Here is a 19,023-nt window from a genome sequence, read left to right on the forward strand (position 1 = left end):
CCGCATCCGGCCACGTCATCTAGGGCAAATTTTGGAAGGGGAGCGCGCATGAACATCGCAGAACTTGGCGACAAGGTACTGACAGGCGACCGCCGTGCCCTTGCGCGCGCGATCACACTGGTCGAAAGCAGACGCCCCGATCATCGCGCGCAGGCGACTGAATTGCTCGAACACCTTGCGACCGCGCAGCGTCAGGCGCTGCGCATCGGGCTGTCCGGCACGCCGGGCGTCGGCAAGTCCACCTTCATCGAAAGCTTTGGCATGCTGCTGACCGGGCAAGGGCTGCGGGTTGCGGTGCTGGCCGTGGACCCCAGCTCGGCGCGCTCGGGCGGCTCGATTCTGGGCGACAAGACACGGATGGAGCGCCTGAGCCGCGAGAAAAACGCCTTCATCCGACCCTCTCCCAGTCAGACCCATCTGGGTGGCGTCGCCCGCCGCACGCGCGAGGCGGTGGCATTGTGCGAGGGAGCAGGCTTTGACGTGATCCTGATCGAAACCGTGGGCGTCGGGCAATCCGAAACCGTCGTCTCGGAAATGTCCGACCTGTTTTTGCTGCTGCTGGCACCCGCAGGCGGCGACGAATTGCAGGGCGTCAAGCGCGGCATCATGGAAATGGCCGACCTCATACTGGTCAACAAGGCCGACGGCGCGCTGAAAGACACCGCCATCCGCACCTGCGCCGACTATGCCGGTGCGCTGCGGCTGTTGCGCAAGCGCCCGCAGGACCCGCCGCACTATCCGAAGGCGCTCACCGTTTCGGCGGCCGCCGAACAGGGACTGGCGGAGGCCTGGGCCGAAATGCAGGCCCTGGCGGACTGGCGCAAGGAAAACGGCCACTGGGAGGCCAACCGCTCGGCCCAGGCACGCTATTGGTTCGACCAGGAGGTGCGCCACGCGCTCCTGTCCCGTCTCGATACCGCGGCCGCCAAGGCAGAAATGGCGCGACTCAATGCCGAAGTGGCTCAGGGAAACCTCAGCCCGTCCGCCGCCGCCGATCGGATGCTGGCTGCGCTTGCAACAGGCTGAATGCGGCCTTGGGTCTGAGGTGGAATCACTGTCGCTGATCGTGTATCATTCGATTTGATGCAGCTATGAGTTGTGTTGACTGCAAGCTCATGTCGAATGCGCTTGACATGGGTGGTCATGCGCCGAGCTGACTGAAGCGACGGGAATAGCCGATCATGCCCGACATCAACGGGACCAATGGTCCCGACGACATCGAAGTCACGAACGACAGCGGCACCCTGAATGGTACGCCGCAGGGGACACCGATCGACAACGTGCGCGGTCGGCAGGGTGACGACACCATAAACGTGACCGACAGCACGATTTCCGGCAGCGTCCGTGGGGATAACGGTTCCGATACCATCAACATTTCGGGTAGCACCGTCATTGGGCAGGTCAATTCCGGGAACGATGCCGACACGGTCACCATACAGGGATCGATGGTCGACGATGTTCAACTCGGCGGTGGCGACGATACTCTCAATTTCATCAGCACAGACGTAACCGGCCGCTTGCGCGGAGGGGCTGGCAACGACGCTCTCAACCTGCCGGTGGGCACCGTCATCAGCGACGACACGTTCGGTACGATCACGGTCGAGGAAGGGGTCAGTTATACCTTGTCCGCCGGTTCGTTCACCCTGCCGTCCGGGACAACGGTCAACTACACGAATTTCGAATCCGGTGCCGGCTTTCCCTGTTTTTCCCGGCACACGCGGATTCAGGCGAAACAAGGGACCACCAAAGTACAAAACCTCAAACCCGGCGACCTGATCCTGACCCGAGGCAACGGGCTGCAACGCATCCGCTGGACGGGCCGCAGACGGTTCGATGCGGCGGATTTGCAGGTCGATCACAAGCGGTATCCCGTCCGCATTCTGTCGGGAACCCTGGGCAGGGGGCTGCCGAGACGCGATTTGCTGGTGTCCCGGCAGCACCGCATGCTCGTCAACTCCCGAATCGCCATGCGCATGTTCGGTGCGCCCGAAGTTCTGATTCCGGCGATCAAGCTGACTGCGCTTCCGGGCATTTTCGTCGATGAAGCCGTTGAGAGCGTCGAATATTTCCATCTGCTTTTTGACCGGCACGAAGTCATCTTCGCCGAAGATGCCCCGACCGAAAGCCTTTTTACCGGGCCCGAGGCGCTCAGATCGCTGAGCCATGATGCACGGCGCGAGATTTTCGACATCTTCCCGGAGCTGAGGAACACGGGCTACAGTCCAGACCCGGCCCGCTACATCCCGCGCGGACGGCAACAGGCGCAACTGGTCGCCCGGCATCTGAGGAACAACAAACCTCTGTTGCAGGCTTGACCGCGCGTCCAGCCGTCGGCAGATACGACCTGCACATGCACTCTTTGCGAGGTTTGGCAAAGATTCCGCATCGCCTGTCTTGACCCTTCCCGCGATTCCTCCTAAACGCATCCAACCAGTTTTCGGGCGCGCCCACGGGCCGCGCCCCTTGTGATTTGGCAGAAGGCCGCAAGCCCTGCCACCAGAAACAAAGGAAGTAACCATGTCGCGCCGTTGCGAACTGACCGGAAAAGGCCCGATGACTGGCAACAATGTCAGCCATGCCAACAACAAAACCAAGCGTCGTTTTCTGCCCAACCTGAACGACGTGACCCTGCAGTCGGAAACCCTGGGCCGCGGCGTCAAGCTGCGCATCTCGGCATCCGCCCTGCGCTCGGTCGATCACCGCGGCGGTCTGGATGCGTTCCTGGCCAAGGCCAAGGACGAAGATCTGTCCGCCAACGCGCTGAAAGTCAAAAAAGAGATCGCCAAGGCCCAAGCCTCGGCCTGATCGCTTTCGATAATCAGATTTTGAAACCCCGTCCTGTGCCGGTACGGGGTTTTTTGCGTGTGCGCTGCCAGCGCGACGGACAACCACAAATCTGCTAGGCTGCGCCCCCAAAGGGAGGTGGCCCATGGCGGAGTTCTATTCCAGCGCACACCGGCATCTGCAGGACCGGTTCGAGACCCGAAGATTGGCCGACGCGCTGCGCGACAATGTCATGCGCTCGGAATTGACCCTGATGGATCGCAAGTTCATCGCGTCCAGCGACTTCTTCTTCCTGTCCACCATAGATCACACTGGTTTTCCTTCGGTTTCCTACAAGGGCGGCGCACCCGGATTCGTGCGCATCCTCGACGATCGCACGCTGTGTTTCCCGATCTATGATGGAAACGGCATGTTCTATTCGGTCGGAAACATCGCCGATACTGCCAGGGTTGGCATGCTGTTCATCGATCTCGAACAGCCCCGTCGCCTGCGTCTGCACGGTCGGGCGCAAGGGTCGACGTCATCGCCCTTGCTCGGCACCTATCCCGAGGCGCTGATGGTGGTGCAGGTCGAACTGGAAAACATCTTCACCAACTGCCCCCGTTACATCCACCGACACCGGCGCACGGCTGCTTCGGAATACGTGCCACGGCCCGGTGCCGAAACACCCGTCCCGGACTGGAAACGCGTCGACTACCTGCAGGAGCTGCTGCCGGAACAAGACCGCCGAAAGGCGGCGGCAAGCGGCGAGACAACCACCGAAGCCGAGTATCGGCGGAATTTCTGGAAGGGTCTGGAGTAGGCCTATCACCTACCGGGGAATTCCAGCCTCGTTTTTAGCCTAGACATAATATTGAAAAGAATGGTCATTAATTGATCTGAATCATTGTGTTTGTCGCGGTTTGTGGAGATGATTTTTCATCGGGCCACCATCTGCTGAGCGAGGTAGAGGACCATGCCGACACTTCAGCAATTACTCAACGCCAAGGGTCAGGATGTTCTGACGATTCCCCCTGATGCGACGGTTCTGGACGCCATTAAAAAGATGGCCGACGCGAATGTCGGTGCCATCGTTGTGGTGCAGGGCGGCAAGGTCACAGGCATCTTCACCGAACGCCACTATGCGCGCGAAGTGTTCCTGAAAGGCCGATCCTCGCCGAAAACACGGGTGGGGGACGTCATGGCCACCAGAGTCTCTTTCGCGCCGCCCGACCAGACCGTGCAGGAAGCGATGGCTGTCATGACCGATCTGCGCATCCGCCACCTGCCGGTGATGGATCAGGGGCGGCTGCTGGGCATCGTGTCGATGGGCGATCTTGTCAAAAGCATCATCAGCGACCAGCAATTCGTCATCGAGCAACTGGAGCGCTATATCAGCGGTTGAAAGCCCGGGGTATTTCCGGTGCCGCTATTCACCCTTGGCAAAGCGAAACGGACCCCCGCTGGAGGGTCGGAACCCATGGCACGCCGTGCATGCGGCTGTAAAGTCGTCGAACGCTTCGGAGTAGGCTTCTGCATCCCCGGTGGCGGCGGTGTCGGCAAAGGCTGCGGCACTGGTTTGAAAGGCTTCGGCAGCGGCTGCGAAACCGGCGGCGTCGCTCCAGACTTCGGGTTTCGCCCGGCTTCCCGGCGCTTCTCCCCTAGCTGTGCCGGGCTCCATCAACAGGACGAACTCGCCCATGATCTCCGACATGGTTCGTGCAACCTCGGCCGCGCCCTGATAGTCGTCGCTCTCGCCGTTCTTGACGGCCAGCAGCGTCCAGTATGCGGTCTGCAGGTCGAACATCATCGGTTTGCGTGTCACGACGATCTGACCAAGCTCATACTCTACTGACTGGGCATATGCATGATTGGCGCCAAACGTGAATGCCAAGCCCGACAGGCATGATATCAAACGTTTCATCTCATCCTCCGTGATGGAACGATCTTACCATATTCCACCGCATTTCGGCATCGAATGCCGATGCGGGGTGGGTTCAAACTCCAGCGCTGTGCTGTCGCAGGCCCGTGATCCGCGCTTGAAGCCGGTCTTTCTCACGACGTATAGATTGCGGGAAATGGCCCGCCTGTTCCGCTCATATCTGGCGCTTGCGCTGTCCCTGCTGCTGGTCCTCACCGGTCAGAGCTTTGCCGCCTCGCGCGGGATGAGCGCCGCCGTGGGGCAGATGGAGATCTGCACCGGCACAGGCCCCGTGATCGTCTATTTCGACGAAGACGGCCAGCCAGCGAGCCCGCCGCATTTTTGCCCCGACTATGCGTTGGCGCTGCTTGGGGCGGTTCTGCCGGACCAGCCGCCGCTTCCTGTTGCACCCAAGCACGATCGCCCCGCGCCCCTGCGTGCGGCAGACCTCGGCGCGCCCCAGCTGCATTTGCACGCTGCGGCGCGTGCGCCTCCGTCCGCTGTCTGAAATTCGCATCCATCCTGAAAAACAGACATCAAATGAATAGGAGAGACGCCATGTCGCTCAAATCCACCCTGCTCGCCGCAGTCGCAACCCTGACCCTCGCCGGTGCCGCTTTGGCCGACGGCATGATCATGATCGAAGACGCCTATGCCCGCTCCTCGGGCAAGAACGCCAAGGCCGGGGCGGCCTTCATGATGATCATGAACCATTCGGACGCCGATGACCGGCTGATCGACGCGAAATCGGATGTGGCCGCCCGGGTCGAACTGCATACCCACCGGATCAACGACGATGGCGTGGCCCAGATGGTGCATGTCGAAGAGGGCTTTGCCATCCCGGCGAACGAAACCCACCCCCTCGAGCGTGGCGGCGATCACGTGATGTTCATGGGGATCAAGCAGCCATTCGAACAGGGCGCCATGGTCCCGGTCACGCTGGTATTCGAGAACGCCGGCGAAATCGAGGTCGAGATCCCTGTCGATCTGAACCGCTGACCGCAGGCGCCAACGCCTGTCTTCAGGCCGCGCTGCGGCCCTCATCCATGCGTCAGGCCGGGTTGGACCCGGCCTGTTGCCGTTGCGCCCTCAGGCAATTGCATTCAACCGGCCTGAAGGCCGCCCGTTTCGTGCTAGGATGGGTTGTGATGGCGGTGCCGCAGCACTTGCGCCCGCGCGCCGGGATTGGTGATCGAGGATTTTGACCATGGATATGAAAAAGATACTCGAAGACTTCGATGACGCGTATAATGACGCCTTCAACCGGGGCGACGCCGCCGCCTGCGCTGCGTTCTTCACTGAAGATGTCGTCCTGCTGGCGCCCGGCCAGCCCATGATCCGCGGCAGAGACGCCTTTGAGGAAGTCTACCGGTCACGGATGGAGGTCTCCGGCGGTGGCACCCACAGCAATGCGTTGATCGAATACGGGGTCGAGGGTGATATGGCTTACCAGATCGGAACCTATGCCGTCACTGGCACGACCCCGTCCGAAGAGGGCAAGTTCGTCAACGTCCTGAAACGCCAGCCGGATGGCACCTGGAAGGTCGCCGTCTCAATCTTCAACAGCGACCGGCCCTAGGGCCAGCGCGGCCTTCAGCGAGTCCACCGCCATGGCGCCGTGAGCGCAAGCGGTCGCCATGTTGGTGTCGGGTAGTTTGATAGGGAGTTTCATGATGGCAAGCGATGTCACGGTTGTTGGACTGGGTGCCATGGGGACGGCGCTGGCAGGTGCGTTATTGGACGCCGGACGGGCCGTAACCGTCTGGAACCGCTCGCCCGACAAGGCGCAGCCACTGGTGGACCGAGGCGCACAGGCCGCATCCGACCTGGGCGAGGCGGTCGCCGCCAGTCCCCGGACAATTGTCTGCCTGATGAATTACACGGTCACAAAAGCCCTGTTCGGAACGCCGCGGGTTTCCAGCGCGGTGTCCGGGCGCAACGTCATACAACTCGGCACCTCCACGCCGCAGGAATCCGAAGACAGCCAAAGGCAATTCAACAGCTGGGATGCGGGATATGTCGATGGCACCATCATGTGCTGGCCCGGGAATATCGGAACTCCCACCGGACGGATCGCGGTCGCCGGATCACAGGCGTCTTTCGAAGATTGCGAGGGTGACCTGAAGATACTCGCGGGCGACCTGCGATACATGGGAGTCAATGTCAGAGCCGCCGCGACCCTGGAACTTGCGTTCCTGTCGCGCCTGCTGGGGATCATATTCGGATCAATCCATGGTGCGCTGGCCTGCGAAGCCGAAGGCGTGCCCGTGTCAGAGTTCACCGCGATCCTGCCTCCCGGCGACAGGGCGATCCCTTTGACCGAGACCATCCATGCGGGGACGTTTGACAAAATTTCGGGCGGCGGCGCGTCGGTCGACGTGGCGGGTGAGGCGGTTGCCGGTCTTTATGATCACGCGGCTTCCGCGGGCATCAACACCGAACTGCCTGCGTTGATGCGCGAATGGATCAAGCGGGCGCAAGCCGCCGGTTACGGCAAGCAGGAAACAGCGGCCGTCATCAAGATCCTGCGGCAAGACAGGTGAGTGCCTTTCCAAAGGCCCGGACCGGTTTACCGAGATGGCCGCCTTTCACCAAGCAGCTCCGCCACCCAATCCGGAACGATCTCGGTGGCCGGGCCGAACCGCGTCTCGTCGAAGCTGGATACCGAAACCGACGGCTCCAGGTTCAGCTCCACTGTCCGCGCGCCTGCCGCCATTGCCTCATGCACGAAAGCGGCCGCCGGATAGACCTGCCCCGAAGTGCCGATGGCGGCAAAAAGCGATGCCCCGGCCAGATGGTCATAGATTTCGTCCATGCGATAGGGCATCTCGCCGAACCACACCACATCGGGGCGCGCGGACGGGGTGGCGCAGGCCGGGCAGGGGTGACCTTTCTGCATCTCATCAGGCGCGGCCCAGCGATGGCCACAAGCCCCGCAGAGCGCCCCGGCCAATGTCCCGTGCATGTGGATCACGTCCGCCGCACCGCCTGCCTCGTGCAACCCGTCCACATTCTGCGTGACGATCACCACCTTTGCGGGCCAGTCGCGTTGCAGCCGTGCCAGCGCCCGGTGCGCGGCGTTGGGCCGGGCCCGGGCCGCCTGCGCCCGGCGGGCATTATAGAACCCATGCACCAGCGCCGGGTCGCGGGCGAAACCCTCGGGCGTGGCTACATCCTCGATCCGGTGCCGCGCCCACAACCCGTCCTCGTCGCGGAACGTGCCCAGCCCGCTTTCCGCCGAAATCCCCGCTCCGGTCAGTATCACGATCTTTCCCATGTCTCCCTCAGCCGCTAAAACCGGATCATCATGACCCAGCGAATCCTGTTTGTCTGCCTCGGCAATATCTGCCGCTCTCCTGCCGCCGAGGGCGTCTTTCGCGCCCGCGTTCCGCATATCCCCGCCGACAGCGCCGGAACCGCCGGATGGCACGTGGGCAAAGCACCCTACGGTCCGATGCAACAGGCCGCCCGCGCCCGCAACCTCGACCTCAGCCCCCTGCGCGCCCGCCAGTTCTGCGTCGCCGATTTCGACCGCTTCGACCTGATCCTTGGCATGGACGCGGCCAACATGGCCGATATCGAGACGCTACGTCCGCCGGGCAACGCCACGCCCGTTCGCCTGCTCACCGATTTCGCGCCCCAAACTGGCGCCGACCACGTGCCCGATCCGTATTACACCCGCGATTTCGACGGCGCGCTCGACCTGATCGAAACCGCCATCGAGGGGCTGAAACTTCACCTCGCCTGAGCCTATCCAGGGATGACCGTCAACCGGTCGCTCAGCCACGGCAGGCGCGCCACCGCCGGGTCGATCATATGGGCCTGCATCAGACGGCGCATCATCTCGGCCACGTCGCGCGGCACCTGATCGGACCAGTCAGACCGGGTAAACAACGAGATCCGGCGCGAGAAATCTCCGAACGGCACCGGGAACGCGTCGATCTCGCCGTGGAACCGTTCGGCGCGCATATAACCCAGCGGCGTCGTCAGCGCCCAGCCCAGCCGCCGCCCGACCATCGCCATCAGGGCCAGATGCGAGCCGATCTCGAACCGCTCCTCGAATTCCAGCTTGTGGCGCGCCAGCTGTGCTTCGATCTGGCGGCTGATCAACTGCTCGCGGGCATAGCGCAGAAACGGCAGATCCTCCAGCGCGCCAGTCACGTCGCCCCCTTCGGAAACCGCACCCTTGGGAGCCACCAGAATGAAGGGGTCGTTGACCAGCGGATATTCCACTACCCCCTCCAGCATCTCGCCGCTATGGGCCGATACCGCGATATGCAGCCGCTGCGAGGCCAGCGCCTCGAAAATTTCCAGACTGGGCAGGGTGACCAGCTTGAACTTGCTGCGGGTCAGGCTGTCGGCCAGCAACGTCGCCAACCGCGGCGTCAGGTCATTGTCGAAATCGTCGATCAGCCCGATCGACAGCGTGCTCAGATGGCCCAGATCCATCACCATCAGTTCGCTTTGCGCCAGCTGCAATTCCGACAAAATCGCCTCGGCGCGGGCCTGAAAACCACGCCCCGCCTGCGTCAGCCGCATCGGCCGCCGTCCGTGATCGACCAGATCGGTGCCCAGCGCCTGTTCCAGATTGCGCAGCTGCTGGCTAACCGAAGGCTGGCTGAGCCCGGTGATTTCAGCCGCCTGCGCGACCGAGCCGGTCCGCGCCAGCGCCGCGAACACCTCCAGCCCTCTCAGGGTCACGCCCTTGATCACCATGCAACCACCCCTTGTCGTTGCGCCATTTCTGAGGCGCAGCGTGCATCAGGTCAAGGATTGCGTCCGGCTTAGCTACAGATCGCCTGCGCCATCTGGCCAAAGTTCTGATACCGATCCCACAGTGCATCGTCGCGTGCGGTTTTCGACATCTTCAACTCCTGCGCCTGATGCGGATCGGTAAACCACTTGGCCACCGTCTTCTGATCACCGCGGGTTAGGGCCTGATCGGCCACGCGCTGGATGCAGCTGCACCGGTCCCGGGTTGCGGCCGTGCGGTCGGACGCCAGACACGCCCGCTTGATCTGCGCCGCGTCCGCGACCGGAGCCACCGCCATCAGAGAAGCCGCACAAAATGCGATTAAGAGGAACTGTTTCATGCTCATGCCTCGTTTTTGCCTGCCCGGACGGGTCTTGCGCCCCTCTCGGTCGTGGGCGAAGTATGACGCAACTGGAGCGTGCAATCAATTCACGATTTCTGAACCGCACCGTTTTCGGTCAGAAAGCGACGCATACAAGCACCAAACAGCGTTGTTCGTAGGCAGGGCTTCCTCCCCGGACTTGTCACGACAGAAAGGGCAACCACCGCTCCACCGCTTTGATCAGGGCCTCGATTTTTTCGGGATGTTTGGCGACATAGGCCGCGCCGCTGGCAGGAACACCCCACTTGATCACCGTATCAACCGCCAGATCACCCTTGGATGCGCACCATTTCAGCACTCCCGCCAGGCCGGACGTCAGTGCCTCTAGGATTGCGGCGACCCGGTCCTTGCCCGGGCTTTCTCTGGCAACTTCAACTTCAAGGTCTTCAACGGCACTCCAGATCAGTGTGACAGAGTGCACAAGCTGTTCCTGTTCAATGCCTTCCGGCGGGTTGTTCCCGCCAATGCCGTGGCGGTTTGCAATTTCGACCCGGTTACGCCCGGTGATGTCGCCCAGAGCCATTTCCACCCGGATACGTTCGATTTCGGCAGCGACGGCTTCGGGACCGGCCTCCCAAACGGCATCGTCAATCAGCGCGACGCGGCGCTGTGCGTCCCAGTCGAGGGGGTTGCCGGCAAGGAACCCGGCGTACCAGTTCTGAAACCAGTCGGTCCCGAATTCACGTGCGACAATGTCAAAGAAGATTGCCGCGCGTTTGGATGCATGAGGGTTGTCCTGAAACCACAGTTTCAGAAGGAAGGGATTGTTTGAATTGAAATCGTCGTTAAGCGAGTTGTGCAGGTATTCTGTGGCCAGGTTGCGAAGATCACCATCGGCATTGGCCGCGCCGCGAAAGTAGTTGTTCAATCTGCTGATTGAAGCACGGCAGCAAGGCTCCGGCGCGCGCTCGTCGCTCATTGCAGAAACGGCCTCGTCAAGCGCGCCGAACCGAAAATCAAATGCGCCGACCTCTTCCCTAAAGGCACGGTCGAATTCTTCGCCACGACGCCCCAACACTTTTGGCAGTTCCTTGCCCTCGTATCCGACCACGCTGACAAGAAGGCGCAGGTATAGGCAAAGAAAGTCATGCAGGCGTTGCACCCTGTTGTCGTCCGACAGACGGGACGCAACAGCCGCCGCCGCAGGCACCGACCTGAGGGCATTGCGCTTTAGAACATCGCGCAGCTTGATTTCATCGGCGCTCAGCAGCCAAGTATCAATCGTTTCGTTGCTCAGGCTCCGTGCGCCGTCGTTCTCCACCTTGACCGCCTTAAAAAACCCGCTAATACGCGGACCATGACAGACCTCGCTCATATCCGCAATTTCTCCATCGTCGCCCATATCGACCATGGCAAATCCACCCTTGCCGACCGGCTCATCCAGGAGACCGGGACGGTGCAGGATCGTGACATGAAGGAACAGCTGCTCGACGCCATGGATATCGAGCGCGAGCGTGGCATCACCATCAAGGCCAACACCGTCCGCATCGACTATACCGCCGACAATGGCGAGGCCTATGTGCTGAACCTGATCGACACGCCCGGTCACGTCGACTTCGCCTATGAGGTCAGCCGCTCCATGCGCGCGGTCGAGGGCTCGCTGCTGGTCGTGGACAGCACCCAGGGGGTCGAGGCGCAGACGCTCGCCAACGTCTATCAGGCCATCGACGCCGATCATGAAATCGTGCCGGTGCTCAACAAGATCGACCTGCCCGCCTCCGACTGCGACCGCGTGGCCGAACAGATCGAGGACGTGATCGGCATCGACGCATCCGGCGCCATCCGGGTCAGCGCCAAGACCGGCGTCGGCATCCACGAAACGCTCGAGGCCATCGTCGCGCACCTGCCCGCGCCCAAGGGCACGCTTGATGCGCCGCTCAAGGCGATGCTGGTGGATTCGTGGTATGACAGCTATCTCGGCGTCATCGTTCTGGTCCGCATCATGGATGGCACGCTGAAAAAGGGCATGCGGGTCAAGTTCATGTCGAACGGCACCCTGCACCATGTCGACCGCATCGGCGTGTTCCGTCCCGCCATGCAGGTGGTCGACCAGCTTGGCCCCGGCGAGATCGGCTTTCTCACCGCCTCGATCAAACAGGTCCGCGACACCCGCGTCGGCGACACCATCACCAATGACCGCAACGGCTGTGAAAAGGCGCTGCCGGGCTTCAAACCGGCGCAGCCGGTGGTCTTCTGCGGCCTCTTCCCGGTGGACTCCGCCGAATTCGAAGACCTTCGCGACGCAATCGAAAAGCTGGCGCTGAACGACGCCTCCTTCTCCTACGAAATGGAAACCTCCGCCGCGCTCGGCTTCGGCTTCCGCTGCGGCTTCCTCGGTCTCTTGCACCTTGAGGTCATCCGAGACCGCATCGAACGCGAATACGATATCGAGCTCATCACCACCGCGCCGTCGGTGATCTATCACGTCTACATGAAAGACGGCGAGGTGATCGAACTGCACAACCCCGCCGACATGCCCGACCTCTCCAAGGTCGACCACCTTGAGGAGCCGCGCATCAAGGCGACCATTCTGGTGCCCGACGAATATCTCGGCGACGTGCTGAAACTTTGTCAGGACCGCCGCGGCATCCAGATGGACCTGACCTATGCGGGCAGCCGCGCCATGGTCGTCTATGACCTGCCGCTGAACGAGGTCGTTTTTGATTTCTACGACCGCCTGAAATCGGTGACCAAGGGCTATGCCTCGTTCGACTACCAGATGACCGGCTACCGCGAGGACGCGCTGGTCAAGATGTCGATCCTTGTGAATGACGAGCCGGTCGACGCGCTTTCCACCATGGTTCACCGCGACCGGGCCGAGATGCGGGGCCGGGCGATGTGCGAAAAGCTCAAGGACCTGATCCCGCGCCACATGTTCAAGATCCCGATCCAGGCCGCCATCGGAGGCAAGGTCATCGCCCGCGAGACCCTGTCCGCCCTGCGCAAGGACGTGACCGCCAAATGTTACGGCGGCGACGCCACGCGGAAACGCAAACTGCTGGACAAGCAGAAGGCGGGTAAGAAGAAGATGCGCCAGTTCGGGAAGGTGGATATCCCGCAGGAGGCGTTTATTAGCGCCTTAAAAATGGACAGCTAAGGCTGTCCATCTTGAGTGTTGCCGAGCCAATATGGTCGGACATGCTTCGATCTTCTTTGTGTTTATGCTGAAAACTATGCTTTCTTGGCCTGTAATCGTTCACGCCTCGCCTTTAGCAACCCGGGCATCGTGAAAAGGTATTGCATAAACATGTCACAGAAGGCCCTTAGCTCCCTAGTTTCAACCTCATCCGCGTCAACGTACCTGTGTTTGTGGTATTGACCAATTACACGGATTTGGTGGGCCCATTCTTTCATTGATTGAGTCAACGTTCCTGAGTCGAAAAGCTCATTAATTCTGCGTGTAAGGTCGATCTTTTGCGATGACTCCTCTAGTGCTTCGCTCTCGTCAGTCCCTGCAGTGGCGGCAACGCATGCAAACTCTAGTGCTTGCAAATACAATTGGGCGGAGGCTTTCCAGCGTTTTGAAGAAAAATTGAATTCAGCGTCTTGATACGTCTCTTCCAGAAGGTTGGGCATGTAGCCGGGAACCGATAGCTCGTTTTTGGGCAAGAGTGTACACTCTCTCAAAGCCGAATGATCAAAAACTACTTCATCTTTCCAAAACTCTTCGATTTCGTGCGCCCAACCTGAATTTACATGGAAACTCAACAGCGACCCGTTGTTGCAGTTGTCGCAGGTCATAAAACAAAAGTTCCGTTGGTTGAGACTGTCCTGTGGCCTTACGTGCACAGACTTCACCCGCATAATTGAATTGGTGCCGCAATACGGGCAAGATAACCTGAACGCCACGATTTCTCCTATCAAAAGCTAAGTATATTGGTTTGAATCAACTGGGTTTTGATCAAAGTAAGAGTGCATAGGCGAACTTGCAACGCACTGAAATCCAGTTTCAACTACGGCTGCGAAAGTGCCAAGGTGATTGACACTCTGTAGCCACCCGCCCGGCGGCACCGCCGGGCCGCGCCGACCCGCTCCCATGGGGCGGCGCGTTTGCGCCACCCCTCGGGTCGGTCGCGGCCCTCTGCTCTGTTGATCAACCGTTACAAACGCGTTTGCGCCCCGGGGCTCCGCCCGTTCGCGGCTGAAATCGTTTACTGGACAGTTTCCGAGACGGACCTCACCCCCCCCCCCCCCCCGGGGCCGGCGCTGCCCTCGGCTCTACTGATCAGGCCCTCGGCGACAGAAGCCCAGCTTAGACGCACACATCACAATGTGTTATTCTCTGCGGGGGGGACCGCGTTGAGGCGGCCATATTGTTTAGGTGCTTGCAACGCCAGACCCTCAGAAACGAGAGGTTACTATGCACAAGTGTTTACTGACGACCGCAGTCACCGTCCTGATCAGCGGCCTGACCCTCTCGGCTCAGGCCGAGACGTTTGACGGAACCTCCAAGGGGATGGGTGTCAATAACAACACGGTCTTTGGCATATCGGACGGCCACGCCGTGGTGAAGACGCAGACCGATTATGACAGTTTCGAGGTTACCTCCGGGCACCCGCTGGAAGGGGCGAGCGGGCCTTGTTTCGGTTCGGTTCTGATCAATGGGGCTGGGGTCTCGGGCACCGGGAACTGCGTGTTCGAAACCGCGTCGGGTGACAAGGCGGTGATGAGCTGGGTGGCCACCGGCTTGGGCGCGGATGGTGCGCTGACGGGGAATTGGACCGTCTCGGGCGGCACCGGAAACTGGGCCAGTGCAACGGGTGAAGGGACGTTTTCGTCGCTCACCGATCCGGACACCCAAAAGTTCGTCAACACGATTTCCGGCAGTATCACGATCGACTGACACCCGGCCAATCCACAAGAACGGCGTGGCCCGGACGGGCTCCGGGCGCGCTAAAACATGCCTGCAAACATAGAACGGGGTTCCACCCCACTCCTCCTCAACCCTAAAGCTTTAATTAACGACCAGTGAAGTTTCCCTTAGGTTAATTGCAATTTTTGTGATTACCGCCCACCTCTGAACCAGACCGGAAAGGTCCTGAAACGGAGGAAACCAAATGACCAAATTCATGACTGCGGGTGCCGCCGCCCTGGCCACCAGCCTTGCCCTTGGAACCGCTGCAATCGCCGATACCACCCCCGACCTGCGCGGTGTCTGGTCGGCAAGTTACACCACCGTGTCCCCCGACCGTGCGTTCACCGGTGAGGGCCCGCGTTTCAATCAGGCCGAATGGACACTGGAAATCGCCGAGCAGCAGGGCAACGTCTTCTGGGGGCCCAGCAAGTGGCGCCGTGACGGGGATACCGAATGGACCGAGTATCAGGCCACCGGCAGCATCCGCATGGATGGCTCGAACGCCATCGGCATCGTCGAAACCGCGCCCTCGATCAGCGGCGCCAACGGGTTGATCGACGCCAGGTATGAAGATGGCAAGATTTATGCCGATTTCCGCAGCCTGCGGAGCGGCACGACCTACAGCACCGTGCTGGAACGCGTCGCAAGCTGACGCATCCCGGTTCTGTCAGGTCAATGAGCGGTGTGGGCGCGCACCGCTCATTTTTGTTGCGGCCGACCGAACAGCCGTGCCCACCACGCGCTCTCGGCCCGCTCCATCACCTCGCCGCCCTCCACCGGTTCCAGCCCGCCGCGCTGCAGGATGCGCCGTTCCTCGGCGCGGGTCATCTGCACCTCGCGCATCTGCCACGCCGCTTCGCGCGCGGTGACATAGGTGCCGTCCGGCCCCGGCTCCATCCCCGGAATGCCCTTGCCGCGCGACCACCAGCCCCGGATGCCGCTCAGCGGGTGGCGCCAGCCGATCTGTTCGTTGTCCGTCAGGTCCCAGATGCGTTCGGCCTCCGCCACCGAGACCAGCGCCGCCAGCGCCTGTCCGCGCCGGGTCAGGATGATCACCTCGCGCGGGTCCTGGGCGCGGGTGACAAGCTGGCCCAGCTGCTCGCGGGCGCGGGAAATCGGGATGTGCATGGGCGAATCTCCTTTGTACGATTCGGACAATCGGGGGTCCGAGACTGGGACATTTCGGTAAATTCGGCCCTGCCCAAGCGTACGCCGGCCTTCGCAGGTGCAGAAAGATGCGATTTTCGGGCTGGAAAAAGATGTGTGGATTTTTCCTGTTTTAAGCGCGTGCGGGGGCGCGGATTTTCGGGTTTTCCACATAGCCGTACAAGTGGATATCAACATGTTATCCCCGCCTAATTTTCATGCTGCGGTGCTATTTTCTTGTCTGAACGCGAGGCCGGTGCCAAGGTCAGTTCATCGCAAGGGTTCCTAGGAGCCGGAGCGGGACGCACAGGCCAAAAGGGGGTCGTCGCGGAGGAAGGTGGGTCTTAGGATCTACGTTTCACTGCAATGGCTTACCGGGAACAGGTCGGTCGCGAGGGGCCCTCGGGCTCGTGGCGAAGGATCGGTTTTTCATAAGGGTTGTGCGGGCTGTGTGAGGCCCCCCGGGTGTCATGCGGCGGTGCCGGTCCTTCGGGATCGGGGCAACTGGTCAGGGGTACTTTTCGGAGGAAGCCGGGCCACTAAGGCGTCAGGAGTGTCCGTCTGGATGCATGCAAGGACCGCGTCTGAGCACCTGACGCCTTTTCCTTTTTCAGGTCAGGGATCATACAGGCCACCACTCGTAATCCGTTGAAAAGAAACGGGGATCAACTTCATTTTAAGTTGATCCCCGTCGTCAGCGTCTGCTGATGCATTACCGCGTCTATGCACCTGTGATGTTGTAGCTACTCGGTTTGTCTGGGGAATTCAACCATATATTGCGTATAACGCGGGAAGCGTGCCCATATTTTGTTTTCGATCGGCGAGGTGCCCGGCACCAGGCAACGTCCCGCCACATGAATGCGGTTGGCCAACATGCGGAGGCGCTTTCTTCGTGCAATCAGAGTTTCTTCTGAATGTCCGAAGCCACTCCCTCGATCGCGTCTCCGGCCTTTTGAACATCGCGCCCCGCCCCTTTGGCGGTTTCGCAAGCGGCCAGAGAAAAAAGGGCAAGGCCAACCAAGATTGCGCGGATCATTCTGCTCTCCGTTTTTTCTGTTTGTCCTTCCCGTAGCACCTCTTGCGTTGCAAGGCCAGTGGCGTAGTTGCCCTGCTAGCGGCGGCGGATGAACGGGGCGAAAATTGTGATCGCCAGAAACAGAAAGGCCGCGGCGCAGACGATGCTCGGCCCGGCGGGGGCATCTGCCAGATAGGCTGCTCCAAGCCCGCTCAGAGCAGCGATGCCACCAAGGAACGCGGCTGCGCCTGCCATACCTTCCGGCGTTCTGACCAGAGGCCGCGCGCCGGCGGCGGGGATCACCAGCAAGGCGGCGATCAGCAGGACGCCAACAACCTTGATCGCAACCGCGACGGTCAGGGCGAGGGCGAGTGTCAGCCATAGTTCCTCTTGTCTCGGGTTCACTCCCGAAGCGCGGGCGAGATCCGGGTTCAGGGTCGATACCAGCAAGGCAGACCAGCGCCATGTGATCCCTCCGACGATCAGCGCGGCGCCGCCCCAGATCGCGGCAAGATCGGCGCGGGTCACGGCAAGGATGTCACCGAACAGGAACGCGCTAAGGTCCAGCCGGACATCCGATAGCAGTGTCACCGCCACCATCCCCGCGGCCAGGGCGGTGTGGGCCATGACGCCAAGCAAAGTATCCATCGCGTATCCGCGCCCGCGAAAAGCGGTGATCGCAAGGCCCATGACAAGCGCCGCCACGATGACGGCCGGCAATAGCGGCAACGAAAAACTGAGCGCGAGCGCGACACCGAGGATCGCGGCATGGGCCGTGGCCTCGCCGAAATAGGCCATGCGGCGCCAGACCACGAAACAGCCCAAGGGGGCAGTTGCGATGGCGACACCCAGCCCGGCCAGGGCCGCACGGACCATGAAATCATCCAGCATCAGTGTGTCTCTTCGTGCAGGTGGTCGTGATCGTGCGAGTGGGTATGCTGATGACGGTAAAGCGCCATTGTCCCTTTGGTGCCGCTGCCGAACAATGCGCGATATTCCGGGGCGTCCGCAACCATTTGCGGCGAGCCTTCACAGCAGATATGACCGTTCAGGCACAGGACGCGGTCGGATGCGGCCATGACGACGTGCAGGTCATGGCTGATCATCAGAATGGCGCAGCCCAGCTCATGCCGGACCTGTTCGATCTGTTCGTAAAACGCGGCTGAACCCGGCTGATCAAGGCCCTGTGTTGCCTCATCCAGAAGCAGCAATTGCGGTTTCTCCAGCAAGGCGCGGGCCAGCAGAACGCGCTGAAACTGGCCGCCGGAAAGATCGGCCATCTGGCGATGGCGGATGTCTGAAACCCCGGCCCGCTCCAGCGCGCCCAGAGCCGTCGGAGACGCGATACGCCGGGGCAGGCTGAGGAACCGTTCTACTGTCATTGGCAGGGCTGCATCCAGGGCCAGTTTCTGCGGCACATATCCGATCCGCAAACCGGGCGCTCGGACAATCCGGCCCCGCGTCAGAGGCACCGCGCCGATCAGAGCGCGCAGAAAGGTGGATTTGCCAGACCCGTTCGGCCCAACAATAGTGACGATTTCACCTGCCGAGATCGCGACATCGATCCCGTCGAGGATCGGACGTCCCTCAAGCTCGATCCGGACCCCTTCGGCGGCAATAACCGGCTGTCTCATTCCGCGCCTCCCCGGCAGGCGGGGCAAAGGCCTTCGGCCTCAACCACAACGCGTTCGATAACAAAGCCGGTTTTGTCGGCGGCGGTCCCAAGCCGGCCCTGTTTCAATTCCGTTTCTGCTTCGGCCACGGCCTTGCATTCCCGGCAGATCAGAAAGGCGGGAACGTGTTCGTGGGTGGGGTGCGCGCAAGCGGTATAGGCGTTCAACCGCTCTATCCGGTGGACGAAACCGTTTTGCACAAGAAAATCCAACGCCCTGTAGGCGACCGGCGGTTGCGAGCCCATCCCCTCGGCAGCGAGAATGTCGAGGATGTCATATGCCCCCATCGCCCGGTGCTTTTCCAGCAGGATTTCCAGAACACGCCGCCTTACAGGCGTCAACTGCAGCTTGTGCCGACGGCATTTCGATTCCGCCTGCTGTATAGCTGTTGTGATGCAGGTGCTGTGATCGTGTTTGTGAAATCCGATGGTGGTCACGGGATGCTCCGCTGTTTCGGGTCTTGATATGTTATAACGTCTGAACTATCAAGGCGGCCGGAATGTAATAACATATCA

The 19,023-nt window shown here is 61.1% G+C and carries 24 protein-coding genes; 13 read left to right on the forward strand and 11 right to left on the reverse strand.

From position 1 onward, the window contains the following. The first annotated feature begins 48 nt into the window (after window positions 1-48). From meaB to ACR0AO_RS01855, 5 genes are all read left to right on the forward strand, one after another. A complete protein-coding gene (gene meaB / locus ACR0AO_RS01835; protein WP_480599178.1) occupies window positions 49-1,026 on the forward strand; it encodes a methylmalonyl Co-A mutase-associated GTPase MeaB in 978 nt (325 codons plus the stop codon). A 155-nt stretch (window positions 1,027-1,181) separates the two neighbouring features. Further along, on the forward strand, window positions 1,182-2,315 hold the full coding sequence (locus ACR0AO_RS01840) for a Hint domain-containing protein (RefSeq protein WP_480599180.1): 1,134 nt from the start codon (window positions 1,182-1,184) through the stop codon (window positions 2,313-2,315). Window positions 2,316-2,517: 202 nt separating this feature from the next. Further along, window positions 2,518-2,805 carry a 50S ribosomal protein L28 gene (rpmB, locus tag ACR0AO_RS01845; RefSeq protein WP_480599182.1) on the forward strand — a complete coding sequence of 96 codons (288 nt, stop codon included), beginning with the start codon at window positions 2,518-2,520 and terminating at the stop codon, window positions 2,803-2,805. 124 nt (window positions 2,806-2,929) lie between these two features. Beyond that, complete coding sequence (locus ACR0AO_RS01850; protein WP_480599184.1) at window positions 2,930-3,586, forward strand: pyridoxamine 5'-phosphate oxidase family protein; 657 nt, start codon at window positions 2,930-2,932, stop codon at window positions 3,584-3,586. A gap of 153 nt (window positions 3,587-3,739) precedes the next feature. Beyond that, window positions 3,740-4,168 carry a CBS domain-containing protein gene (locus tag ACR0AO_RS01855; protein ID WP_480599186.1) on the forward strand — a complete coding sequence of 143 codons (429 nt, stop codon included), beginning with the start codon at window positions 3,740-3,742 and terminating at the stop codon, window positions 4,166-4,168. 24 nt (window positions 4,169-4,192) lie between these two features. Here the strand turns inward: ACR0AO_RS01855 and ACR0AO_RS01860 are convergent, their stop codons facing one another. Beyond that, window positions 4,193-4,687, reverse strand: a complete 495-nt coding sequence (locus ACR0AO_RS01860) for a cytochrome c (RefSeq protein WP_480599188.1) — start codon at window positions 4,685-4,687, stop codon at window positions 4,193-4,195. Window positions 4,688-4,841: 154 nt separating this feature from the next. Here ACR0AO_RS01860 and ACR0AO_RS01865 point away from each other — a divergent pair, with 154 nt between their 5' ends. The 4 genes from ACR0AO_RS01865 (at window position 4,842) to ACR0AO_RS01880 (ending at window position 7,227) form a co-directional block, all read left to right on the forward strand. Continuing rightward, entirely contained in the window at window positions 4,842-5,192 is a 351-nt protein-coding gene (locus tag ACR0AO_RS01865; protein ID WP_480599190.1) for a hypothetical protein, read from the forward strand. A 50-nt stretch (window positions 5,193-5,242) separates the two neighbouring features. Further along, window positions 5,243-5,683, forward strand: a complete 441-nt coding sequence (locus tag ACR0AO_RS01870) for a copper chaperone PCu(A)C (protein ID WP_480599192.1) — start codon at window positions 5,243-5,245, stop codon at window positions 5,681-5,683. Between the two features lie 208 nt (window positions 5,684-5,891). Beyond that, window positions 5,892-6,263, forward strand: coding sequence for a YybH family protein (locus ACR0AO_RS01875; RefSeq protein ID WP_480599196.1), 372 nt, complete (start codon window positions 5,892-5,894; stop codon window positions 6,261-6,263). Window positions 6,264-6,357: 94 nt separating this feature from the next. After that, the gene (locus ACR0AO_RS01880; RefSeq protein WP_480599198.1) at window positions 6,358-7,227 is read left to right on the forward strand and encodes an NAD(P)-dependent oxidoreductase; all 870 of its coding nucleotides are present in this window, start codon (window positions 6,358-6,360) and stop codon (window positions 7,225-7,227) included. Window positions 7,228-7,253: 26 nt separating this feature from the next. On the opposite strand, the gene ACR0AO_RS01885 is transcribed toward ACR0AO_RS01880, so the two are convergent. After that, complete coding sequence (locus ACR0AO_RS01885; protein WP_480599200.1) at window positions 7,254-7,961, reverse strand: NAD-dependent deacylase; 708 nt, start codon at window positions 7,959-7,961, stop codon at window positions 7,254-7,256. Window positions 7,962-7,991: 30 nt separating this feature from the next. Between ACR0AO_RS01885 and ACR0AO_RS01890 the strand changes: the two genes are divergently transcribed. Further along, a complete protein-coding gene (locus ACR0AO_RS01890) occupies window positions 7,992-8,432 on the forward strand; it encodes a low molecular weight protein-tyrosine-phosphatase (protein WP_480599203.1) in 441 nt (146 codons plus the stop codon). A gap of 2 nt (window positions 8,433-8,434) precedes the next feature. Here the strand turns inward: ACR0AO_RS01890 and ACR0AO_RS01895 are convergent, their stop codons facing one another. The 3 genes from ACR0AO_RS01895 to ACR0AO_RS01905 all read right to left on the reverse strand — a co-directional run bounded on the left by ACR0AO_RS01895 (window position 8,435) and on the right by ACR0AO_RS01905 (window position 11,170). Then, on the reverse strand, window positions 8,435-9,400 hold the full coding sequence (locus ACR0AO_RS01895) for a LysR family transcriptional regulator (RefSeq protein ID WP_480599206.1): 966 nt from the start codon (window positions 9,398-9,400) through the stop codon (window positions 8,435-8,437). 68 nt (window positions 9,401-9,468) lie between these two features. Beyond that, window positions 9,469-9,777: a hypothetical protein gene (locus ACR0AO_RS01900; protein ID WP_480599209.1), complete on the reverse strand. Its 309-nt coding sequence runs from the start codon at window positions 9,775-9,777 to the stop codon at window positions 9,469-9,471. Between the two features lie 184 nt (window positions 9,778-9,961). After that, a complete protein-coding gene (locus ACR0AO_RS01905) occupies window positions 9,962-11,170 on the reverse strand; it encodes a hypothetical protein (protein ID WP_480600880.1) in 1,209 nt (402 codons plus the stop codon). Here ACR0AO_RS01905 and lepA point away from each other — a divergent pair. After that, complete coding sequence (gene lepA / locus ACR0AO_RS01910) at window positions 11,117-12,916, forward strand: translation elongation factor 4 (RefSeq protein ID WP_480599212.1); 1,800 nt, start codon at window positions 11,117-11,119, stop codon at window positions 12,914-12,916. The genes ACR0AO_RS01905 and lepA overlap by 54 nt on opposite strands. 74 nt (window positions 12,917-12,990) lie before the next feature. Here the strand turns inward: lepA and ACR0AO_RS01915 are convergent, their stop codons facing one another. Further along, window positions 12,991-13,560, reverse strand: a complete 570-nt coding sequence (locus tag ACR0AO_RS01915) for a DUF4145 domain-containing protein (RefSeq protein ID WP_480599215.1) — start codon at window positions 13,558-13,560, stop codon at window positions 12,991-12,993. A gap of 619 nt (window positions 13,561-14,179) precedes the next feature. On the opposite strand from ACR0AO_RS01915, the gene ACR0AO_RS01920 reads away from it, so the two are divergent. Both ACR0AO_RS01920 and ACR0AO_RS01925 read left to right on the forward strand, forming a co-directional pair. Next, entirely contained in the window at window positions 14,180-14,662 is a 483-nt protein-coding gene (locus ACR0AO_RS01920) for a hypothetical protein (protein WP_480599217.1), read from the forward strand. A gap of 214 nt (window positions 14,663-14,876) precedes the next feature. Beyond that, window positions 14,877-15,326, forward strand: a complete 450-nt coding sequence (locus tag ACR0AO_RS01925; protein WP_480599220.1) for a hypothetical protein — start codon at window positions 14,877-14,879, stop codon at window positions 15,324-15,326. A 47-nt stretch (window positions 15,327-15,373) separates the two neighbouring features. Here the strand turns inward: ACR0AO_RS01925 and ACR0AO_RS01930 are convergent, their stop codons facing one another. The 5 genes from ACR0AO_RS01930 to ACR0AO_RS01950 form a co-directional block, all read right to left on the reverse strand. Beyond that, window positions 15,374-15,832: a type II toxin-antitoxin system Phd/YefM family antitoxin gene (locus ACR0AO_RS01930; protein WP_480599223.1), complete on the reverse strand. Its 459-nt coding sequence runs from the start codon at window positions 15,830-15,832 to the stop codon at window positions 15,374-15,376. Window positions 15,833-16,718: 886 nt separating this feature from the next. Further along, entirely contained in the window at window positions 16,719-16,856 is a 138-nt protein-coding gene (locus ACR0AO_RS01935; RefSeq protein ID WP_480599227.1) for an entericidin A/B family lipoprotein, read from the reverse strand. A 75-nt stretch (window positions 16,857-16,931) separates the two neighbouring features. Further along, window positions 16,932-17,726, reverse strand: a complete 795-nt coding sequence (locus ACR0AO_RS01940) for a metal ABC transporter permease (protein ID WP_480599229.1) — start codon at window positions 17,724-17,726, stop codon at window positions 16,932-16,934. Next, on the reverse strand, window positions 17,726-18,469 hold the full coding sequence (locus tag ACR0AO_RS01945) for an ATP-binding cassette domain-containing protein (RefSeq protein WP_480599233.1): 744 nt from the start codon (window positions 18,467-18,469) through the stop codon (window positions 17,726-17,728). The genes ACR0AO_RS01940 and ACR0AO_RS01945 overlap by 1 nt, the downstream gene beginning before the upstream one ends. Beyond that, window positions 18,466-18,945 (reverse strand): Fur family transcriptional regulator, encoded by a 480-nt coding sequence (locus tag ACR0AO_RS01950; protein WP_480599235.1) that lies wholly within the window; start codon window positions 18,943-18,945, stop codon window positions 18,466-18,468. The genes ACR0AO_RS01945 and ACR0AO_RS01950 overlap by 4 nt, the downstream gene beginning before the upstream one ends. Between the last annotated feature and the right edge of the window lie 78 nt (window positions 18,946-19,023).

Source organism: Ruegeria sp. AF8, from assembly GCF_056541825.1.